The organism is Tepidibacillus fermentans (genome assembly GCF_004342885.1).
Taxonomy (GTDB): Bacteria; Bacillota; Bacilli; order Tepidibacillales; family Tepidibacillaceae; genus Tepidibacillus; species Tepidibacillus fermentans.
Window position 1 is genome coordinate 1 of the sequence record NZ_SMAB01000039.1, and the last position, 1132, is coordinate 1132.

1 protein-coding gene is annotated in these 1132 nt (G+C 40.1%); it reads left to right on the forward strand.

All coding sequences use genetic code 11. The features are described 5' to 3' along the window. A partial coding sequence (locus EDD72_RS12395) for an ISLre2 family transposase (protein ID WP_132770826.1) occupies positions 1-980 on the forward strand: 980 nt, incomplete at its 5' end. Positions 981-1132: the final 152 nt, after the last annotated feature.

The window sequence follows — 1132 nt, forward strand, 5'->3', positions numbered from 1 at the left end:
TCGTAAGACGTGTAGGGAAAGTGCAAGCACAGGCCGATAAAGAAATGGTGATGGAATTAGAGGAAGCCGCATCTTTACCTGACGGCAAAAAAGTGAACTATCTATATGTCGAAGCTGATGGTGTATTTGTAAGAGGGACAGAGAAGAAAAAAAGTTTAGAAGTTCGTCATGCTATTTTACATGAAGGTTGGGATAAAAACGGCAAACGGGTCGCTTTACGCCAACCCAAAGTGATCATGACCACCCAACCCACCATGGATTTTTGGAAAGAAATACAGGCGTTTGCTGCACACCAGTATTCATTAGAACATACTCAAGTAGTTTCCAATAGCGATGGTGGGCATGGTTATACAGCAGATAAGTTTCAAGAGGCCTTCTCACAGTCTCGTTACCCTGTGCTAAACCAATTAGACTCTTATCATATTGTACAAGCCCTAAATCGAGCATTCGGCATTGAGAAGAATGAGTATAAAGATGCCATTCATAAGGCACTAAAAGAACATAATCTAGAGGCATTTACTAAATGGCTTGATACTTATGAAAGTACGCTTGATGAAAACAAGCAGGTAGAAAAAGTTAAGGTATTTCGCTCATACATACAGAATAATTGGGATCGTATTTATGATTGGAGAGAAAAGGTGCAAAATCCCCCTGAAGGAGCAAGGGGTTTGGGGGCGATGGAATCCAATCAACGCCATGTTTCTTATCGTATGAAAAAACGGGGTATGCATTGGAGCGCCGAAGGCGGAGAAGCCATGGTAAAAATTAAACAAGGTATCTTAAATAAAACATTAAGATCTGTTTATTTAGCCCATCAGAAAAGAAGTCAAAGGAAACAACGTGATGTGAAGAAGACCGTAAAATGGTCCCAAAATCTGCGAGAAGTAATTCGTCCATCGATCGGGGTCAGGCAAGGTTCCATTAGCTTATATGCTGCCCATTCAACGGCAATAGGAAATCTTATGAAAAGTTTACGATAACCTTGATTAATAAGTCAGGTTCTTGCTTTTTAGAACGTGACTTATTAATCAAGGCCACCAAACAGTAGTGCGGTAGCCTGTGCATAGCGTACAAAAATAGGATGCTGATATTATTAGTATTAAAGCTTGATCGAGAAAAACTTGACACAAAC